This is a genomic window from Pseudovibrio sp. POLY-S9 (genome assembly GCF_001431305.1).
Classification (GTDB): domain Bacteria; phylum Pseudomonadota; class Alphaproteobacteria; order Rhizobiales; family Stappiaceae; genus Pseudovibrio.
The window spans coordinates 1-8,069 of sequence record NZ_LCWX01000032.1 but is presented as its reverse complement, the minus strand read 5'-3'; the positions used below and the strand labels follow the sequence as shown (position 1 = coordinate 8,069).

Sequence of the window (8,069 nt, the reverse complement as noted above, 5' to 3'; positions counted from 1 at the left end):
GGTGAGGATTGAGGCACCGGCAGTGTGCGAAAGCAGCCGGTCAACAGCTACTCCCCTCATCTACCGCAGGGCGCGTCTCTCCCCGACTCTACCGACCAACCTGCAATCATAAGCCCAGACCCACATTACCTGCGAACAGCCGTTCAGCGGACTTTGCTGACGTCCGCTGCGGCGTAGAGAACTGGAAATGAACATGGCTACGTCAAGATGCGTCGGGCCAGAAGCCGCCATTCGGGCGGTTCCATCATGGGTTGAACTGTTATTTCAAGTCAGCTCACGCTCATTAGCTTTCTTTACTCTCTGCTCACCCTTTCGCTCAAATGCAATAGTGAAAACACTTGAAGTTTCTGTAGTCACACTATGGATCAGGAAATTAATGATACCCCCCCGAAACTCCATTTGATCAGGAGAAATTATACGACACCGTCGTTCGGGTCTTTTTAAGAGAAGGCCTTGTGCACGCGACCATGCAAGATGTTGCAGAGGAGTTAGGTGTGTCCGTCGACATAGTAACTCTTCATATAGTGGGTGAAGAACAGCCAGTTGTTGAAGCTTTCCGTTGGTATTACTTCAAATTTGGCCGACAGTTAAGAGCTACCATGGCGTTGCATTCCAACCTTAGGTCAGCGATGGAAGCATTTCTTATTGAATTTGTTGAAATGTGTCTAGATCAATTTGCAAAGTCACAGGCCAATTTTAAACATTCCATATTTGACCTAGGGCCAACGACTGAAGAAATTCAGAGCGCCATAAATGAAATGCAGGTGGATTGGCAGCGGCAAGTGCACGACAAATTTCAAGAGCTTCGCCACGACCTGGTTAATCCAGACAAGGCCGAAAGCCTTGCTGTCTTCTACATCACTCTGGTCGAGGGTATTTATGAGATGATAAACTACGGCACTCCAGAAGGGCAGTTATATGAAGTTGTCGAACTCAGCCTAGTTATTCTCGAAAAACATATGAACCCTAACTCGGGTTAAATGGCTCAAATGCCTGAGCGTGCAGAAACAGCTTCCGTTTGCAACTCTGATTATGAAATGCGTAGGCACAGATTTCTACGACAAGAGCTAACGAGGGCGGTGGTTTCAACTGGTGATCGCAACACTTTAATCTTTGAATAAAGATGGAGTGTTCGAGATGAAGTACCACCGCCGTATTTACTATTCTGCCGCACAACGAGCACAGATTTGGAATCGATGGCAGCGGGGAGAGTCGATGAGTTCGATTGGCCGCCTGTTTGACTGAAACTCCTCCTCGGTGTTTTCTGTCATTTCTCCGACCGGAGGCATCCGCCCTACCGATCGGCATCGTGGTAAGCTGGCGCTGAGTTTGAAAGAGCGTGATGAGATATCGCTTGGTCTCAGCATCAACGCATCTTTACGATCTATAGCCCGCCAGTTGAGCCGCACTCCGTCTACGATCAGTCGCGAGGTACAGCGCAACGGAGGTCGGGTTACTTATCGCGCAGCAGCGGCTGATCAGGCTGCCTGGGACCGCGCTCTACGGCCCAAGACATGCAAACTCGCTTGTCATCCTTCATTGCACCACGCAGTATCGGAGAAGCTGCGCAGCAAGTGGTCTCCAGAACAGATTGCCGGCTGGCTCAAACGTAGCTTTCCAGGAGACGTAAACAAGCAGGTGTCCCACGAGACAATATATCGAAGCCTTTACATACAGGCTCGCGGCGTATTGAAGAAAGAACTGCTGGACCATCTGCGTGCCAAACGCACGATACGCCGGTCCAGACACGCAAGCCTCAAACGAAATAGTCTAGGCCAAATTAAGGATGCCGTTTCGATCAGCAAAAGGCCCGCTTGCATCGAAGACCGCGCAATACCAGGGCATTGGGAAGGTGATCTGATCGGAGGATCCAAGAATAGCTATATCGCCACTCTTGTTGAGCGGCAAACACGCTATGTCATGTTGATCAAGGTTGCCAACAAAGACACGAGCAGTGTTATCTCCGGGTTGATCAAACACACCCACAAATTACCAAAAGAGCTTTACAAATCTTTGACTTGGGATCGAGGCAAGGAGATGGCAGATCATCTAAACCTGACATTAGTAACGGATGTTGCTGTATACTTCTGCGACCCACATTCACCGTGGCAACGCGGATCAAACGAAAACACGAACCGCTTGCTGCGGCAGTATTTGCCCCGAGGCACTGACTTATCTGTACACACGCAGCCTGAACTTGATGCAATCGCAAGACAACTCAACGAACGACCACGCAAGACCTTGCAATATCAAACTCCAGCTGAGAAGTTCTCACAGTGTGTTGCCGCGACCAGTTGAATCCACCGCCAACTGCTGACATTCGAATGTTTCCATCATAGGTTGAGACACGTTCACCCGAAGGCGTTCACAATAGCTCTAACAGGCGATCTGGAGTGACTTTAGATGACGGACAGGTCCTACCTCCACAACGGATCTCTGGATTCGGGCAACATTTACGCCGAATGTACAACGAGACCTGTGGCTCTTGGAACGAAGAATTTTCTCTTCATGGGATCAGAAGGCGGCGGTAAGGCTGCGGCTATATAGCCTATACCCTCATTGAAACCACTAAGCTCAATAATGTCGATCCCCAAGCCTGGCTCACGTGGGTGCCGGCTCAAATTGCAGGTCACAAAATCAATCGTATCAACGACCTCATGCCATGATGTTACGCTGCAAAAGCAGCGTAACTGAACCCGAACCAATGGAACAGGACGCCTTCACCGAACGCTCACGATTGTTCGGGAACAGGGGGAACTCCAGTTACGAAGTCTGCATGCTATCCCGCAACTTTGAGTATATAACCTCGTTCAGAACGCAAGGGTTTAAGCCGGGGGCTTTTACTAAAATAGTCATTTGTGCGATGGGGTCGAAATCAGCGCGGAAGTGAGCCGTACTTTTGACTACGATAATCAATGGACCTTCGAGCAATAGTCCAAAACTGCGCAAAAGGGCTAGGTCAACACATTGAAAGCGTTTTTCGCTAACCACGATATGGATATCATTGGTCAGTCCTGTAATGCGCAACAAGGCCATTTTACCAAGATCGGCAAGGCAACCAGCGTACATATCACCTGTACAGGCAATCGGTTTGTCAGTTAACTGTACCACTTCAAATGTTGCCGTTAGGGGTGTCTCATTTTCAATGGGGGCTGTGCCGCCAAGCGCAACTTTAATAAAAGACCCTAGCCCAGCCTCCCACGCCTGCGCCACACAATCAGTATCAGCAATGATCCCAACGATTGCAGGAACTGCATCCAGACTGACAAGCGAATGCAAAATAGAGGTAGTATCGCTGGATGCTCCAGCACCTGGATTGTCCTGAACATCCGCAAGAATGACCGGTTTTGGACATTGCTCTATTAACTCTGCAGCTTTGTGAATCGCATCCTCCGGCAATAAAAGATTGTTACCGATACTGCTGCGTGCTGCCATGAACCGATCAAAAATAATCTGAGTGGCCTGTTCTGCCGCCTTCTTTGTCGCGGCATAGGCAACAACGGACGGTCCTGCGTTAGCTACATCAGCAGAAGAAAACCCCGCTGCAGCATCCACACTGATTAGACCTTCTATGTTCAGCTCATCAAAACCGGAGTAAATTGTAGCAAATGGCTCAATAGAGGTCGCCTGTGCCGACAATGGGATCAAAAAGGGCAATTGTAAGAACGATTTTTCTATAGGTTTATTGTCGTTTAATATTTGTCTGAGAATACGTGTCGCCCGTACCCCTGTAAGCGCCATATCGATATGAGGGTATTCTCGGTATATTGTGATTGCATCACACGTCTCGACAAAGTCAGCTGAAATGTTAGCGTGAAAATCAAGCGCTGCAACAATTGGAACATTTCCTACAACAGAACGTATGCGTTCAAGAAATTCCTGTTCCCCATCATCAAAACCTTCTGCGACCATCGCGCCATGCAGATCTAACAGCACGCCATCAAGTGGAAGTAGACCACGTAACCCGTCACAAACTTCTTCGGTGTAAACGTCAAATGCTTCGCTCGTCACTTTGCCTGCAGGTTCTGCTGAAGCCCACAAGATCGGTAATAGTTCAAAATCATTACCCTCCGAGATAAAGCCACCAGTGGGAATGTTCATGCCGCAAAAAGTTTTGAGCATGTCTTGTCCACGCGTTGCAGCAGGCCAACTGTCTGCTTTCTCAAACTCAGATACTGGCGTTTTTACCGGATTAAACGTATTAGTTTCATGCATAAAGCTTGCAATTGCGACACGCGGTTTAGCATTCATCCTGATATTACCTCTTGTTTATTTTGGTTCTTTGCATACTCCCGAGAACTAACGCTCACTTTTCAGGAGTATGCTTTTGCCGCAAAACGGATGGACAGTATTAATGTAAATGAGTAGATTTATCAGTTGGTTGCTGTGTCATAATTGAGTTTCTGCAGTAACAAGCCCTGCAGCATGATACTTTTCACGCAAATGATCACGGTAAATCGCCTTACCCATTGCAATCATCATCAATCCCAAAATGAAAGAAAATGGCAAGGCTCCAATAATCATTGCGTTTTGTATCGCCTCCATCGGGTTACTTTCGCCCGCAGCAAGCAACAAAGTGCCAAGAACACCCGTCAAAACGAAGCCCCAAACAATGCGATGCTTGATGCCCGTTTCTTGATCTCCACCAGACATGATGGTGTTCATGACCAAAATACCAGAGTCTGCTGTTGTCACCAAGAATGTCAGGACCAGTACAGCACATACAACATTCATCGCAGACAAAAATCCGCCGTCCAGAATGTAGGACATAGTTATGAAAAGCTTGTTTGTATTGGAGGCGCTAGAGATAGCTCCGTTCGCAATGCCACTAAGTTCAAGGTCAATTGCTGTAGCACCCAGAATTGTCATCCACGCAAAGCAAACCAAGGAAGGTGCAACAACACAACCGATAACAAATTCACGAACCGTACGGCCTTTTGATATCCGAGCAAGAAACAAACCTACAAAAGGTGCGTATGCAACCATCCAAGCCCAGTAGAAGGTTGTCCATCCTGCCTGCCATGTGAACTGACGACCATTGTTGCCTGCCTCGTAGACAGCCAAAAGGGTCGCTTCATCTAGCGTTGCTGCCTCGCTACTCAACCCTGAAACAAATTTATCATAGCTGCCCCAGGCATTGGTTGCACCAGCAAAAAGGTCATTTGAGTATGGCTGCGCCACTGCTGGCAACGCCGTTGTGAATTCAGCCTCACTTAGTGGGAAGTAAGCAAGAAAAGACAGAGATAAGAAGTTCAGAATGTAATCTACCAGTGCGATGCCGTAGGTGGTCATTGCAAAGAAAAACGAACCAAATATTACGAAGGTGAGTAGCAACACCATAGACAGTATTAAGTTCAAGTTTGATAGGTATTTTACGCCTTTTCCTACGCCTGATACGGCGGATAGAATAGACAAAGACATTATGATCACAAGCCCTGCGATCAGACCCGCATCACTTGGTGTTGGGGTTTCACCGCCCAGGTTCATGATCCATTCCATCCCGGTAATTGCGTAAACACCGTTCAGAAACTGACTGACACCAAAGCCAATCGTCACAGAAACAGCCAAAATTGTTGCTACGACGCCAAACGTGTCGATAATGTGCCCGAAAAATCCGTTTGCATACCGTCCAATAAGCGGAGTCAGAGCGCTGCGGAGTGTTAAAGGCAAGCCTCGAGTGTAAGAGCAGTAGGCCATAGCTAGACCGGCAATCACAAACACGCCCCATGTATGAAAACCATAGTGTGCGAATGTGAAGATGTATGCTGGCCTTAGCGCTTCTATAGTATTTGCCTCAACCTTTTGCGCTAGAATTTCAGGATTTGATGCCCATAATCCCAAAGGCTCTGCAGTAGCAAAGACCATAAGACCTACGCCTAAACCTGCACCAAACATCATTGCAAACCATGAGAAATTCGAATATTCGGGCTTTTCTCCGGGAAGCCCCATTACTAGCTTACCTGTTGAAGGAATGACTGCAATTGCGATGAGAAAAACTGCAAAAACTCCAAAAAGTATAATGTAGAAGGCATTGAAGTTTTCAAGAAGCTGCCATTTAAAACTATTTAGAATGTTGTTCGCGGATTTAGGCCAAAGCAATGCCCAAAGAACCAGCGCAACCATGATGCATTTACTGCCTATTGCAATTGGAAAACAGTAATTCTCATAGAATCCAGACGATGATTTTTTAATCACAACATCCGTAAACGGTGGTTTTATCATACTCAATCCCCTCCTTAGTACTTTTTACTTAGGTGGTTCCACCACAATATGATAGCGATCAACAGTGCGCAGATATTCACACCTGTAATCATTTGTAATCACATTAACGTCTTACTGCGAAGCTTGGAGCCATGATGACTACCAATTTTTCAAAAAATTTACGTAGATTATGTTCTGAACATTTCAGTATTGCACAAGTTTGCCGTGAAATTAATTTCAACCGCCAGCAGTTTAATCGCTATCTCAACGGAGGTGGCATGCCTTCGGCCCATAATCTAAGGAGAATTTCTCAGTATTTCGGGGTAAGTGTAGATGCTCTGATGTTGGATGAAGAACAGTTTTCTGCTGTATTAAAGTCTAACAGATATGGAGAAGTTCATAGATCACGCCATTCACTGGATTCGATTTTCGTAGACCAAGCTAGGCATTTGCGTCGGTACTTAGGATACTATCATGGGCATTTTCAAACTCCGACTTGGGAGGGTGGGATCATCCGCACTTTGATCAGATTGCAGGAAGAGAACGGCAAAGTTGTAAGCTACACGCTTGAACGAGCCAAAAGCCAGGATGGCAGCGTACGCCAAAGAACGCGTCATTTAGGTCTAGTAGCTTTTCAAGGTAACAGGATTTACCTTATCGAAAACTCAAATAGCGAGGATAATTTTATATCAAGCACCATCATGTTTCCCGAACATCGGCAGAAGATCAATTTAGTTCAGGGGCTTACAATGGGAGTCGCTACCAAGCCCCGAGTTATGCCTTACGCGACGCCAATAGTCTGGAAGCGCATTACCGACGAAAAATCGGCACGCTGGAGTATAGAGCAAACAGGGATCTTTTCTACTTCCAGCACCGCTATTGATCCTGTCATTCGCAAACTCTTGACGGGAGTTCGTCCCTGATCCAGATCAGACTTTGAGTATCCGTCATGCGCAATGTGTACTGGCATTCCTGCCATTCTGTAGAAACATTTCAGGCGAACGTTGCGTAGCCTTGAAGGTCTAGAAATATGCGCTGAAAATCGCCTGGGTGTTGAAGAGGCCGTAGCACCGGGTGCTGTTGCACAATTCGAAATTCGCATACAGCTTGCCCAATCCCATGCATCTGGTCATGCAGAAACCTTCTCGAACCTGGCGCGTCCGAGGGCCGTCATTGTGTTGAGAACGGCGACGCCAAGTTTTGCCTCTGTCCTCTGATTGTTCATCTTTCGTGACCGGAGCGTGGTCCCGATCACCTGCTTAAAACGACCCATCAAGGTTTCGCCTCTAGACCTTTGGCCATATCCGGTTTGCTTTTGCCAAGACATCCTGCCGTTTTTTTTGAATGACAAGAACTAATCTCGGTCGCGGTATATCTTTGAGAAGCTGCTGTTGAACGAAATGTTCAAAAGGGTATCCGTCGTCTGATGCCAACATATTGGAAATCTGGCTGAGACCTCAAGTTGATTGACTTTGTTGAACCAAATGATGGACAAGATAAGATGATCGCAGAGTTGAAGGCAAAGATCTTTAACGGGTGAAACTTTAAGTCATTGCGGCCAAATCAACTTGAGATTGAGTGCTTGTTCAGAAAAGAATTTCACTATGTAAGGGTCGATGTCCGCTTTTGGTCACGAGCGACTTGCTGCACTCGCGAAGGCAGATCGTGTGGCGTATGACTGCAATGGGCTCCCGAGCTGTCATAGGACAGTTCATAAAACTTGCCGCGCTTCTTTCTCCCTTCCTTTCTGTCGTTTTAATCTGAGGTTCTGCAGCAGGGCTTGCGCCCTCACGCGAACTAGATCGTCACTCACCTGACCACAATCTTCCTCGCCTTTCAGGCTCCGGGAGATCATGGACAGCCTCCCT

At 47.2% G+C, this 8,069-nt stretch carries 4 protein-coding genes and 2 pseudogenes; 4 read left to right on the top strand and 2 right to left on the bottom strand.

What is annotated here, in order from left to right:
* The first annotated feature begins 467 nt into the window (after positions 1 to 467).
* From PPL9_RS01740 to PPL9_RS34040, 3 genes and pseudogenes are all read left to right on the top strand, one after another.
* Positions 468 to 980, top strand: a complete 513-nt coding sequence (locus PPL9_RS01740) for a hypothetical protein (RefSeq protein WP_057461030.1) — start codon at positions 468 to 470, stop codon at positions 978 to 980.
* 157 nt (positions 981 to 1,137) lie between these two features.
* Positions 1,138 to 2,298, top strand: a pseudogene (locus PPL9_RS01735) (IS30 family transposase).
* A gap of 174 nt (positions 2,299 to 2,472) precedes the next feature.
* Positions 2,473 to 2,666: pseudogene (locus PPL9_RS34040) on the top strand (transposase domain-containing protein); the annotation flags it as partial.
* A 97-nt stretch (positions 2,667 to 2,763) separates the two neighbouring features.
* Here the strand turns inward: PPL9_RS34040 and PPL9_RS01730 are convergent.
* Together PPL9_RS01730 and PPL9_RS01725 are read right to left on the bottom strand one after the other, a co-directional pair.
* Positions 2,764 to 4,251 carry a M81 family metallopeptidase gene (locus tag PPL9_RS01730; RefSeq protein WP_057461029.1) on the bottom strand — a complete coding sequence of 496 codons (1,488 nt, stop codon included), beginning with the start codon at positions 4,249 to 4,251 and terminating at the stop codon, positions 2,764 to 2,766.
* 138 nt (positions 4,252 to 4,389) lie between these two features.
* Entirely contained in the window at positions 4,390 to 6,222 is a 1,833-nt protein-coding gene (locus PPL9_RS01725) for a BCCT family transporter (protein WP_057461028.1), read from the bottom strand.
* Positions 6,223 to 6,356: 134 nt separating this feature from the next.
* On the opposite strand from PPL9_RS01725, the gene PPL9_RS01720 reads away from it, so the two are divergent.
* A complete protein-coding gene (locus PPL9_RS01720) occupies positions 6,357 to 7,124 on the top strand; it encodes a helix-turn-helix transcriptional regulator (protein WP_161831182.1) in 768 nt (255 codons plus the stop codon).
* Positions 7,125 to 8,069: the final 945 nt, after the last annotated feature.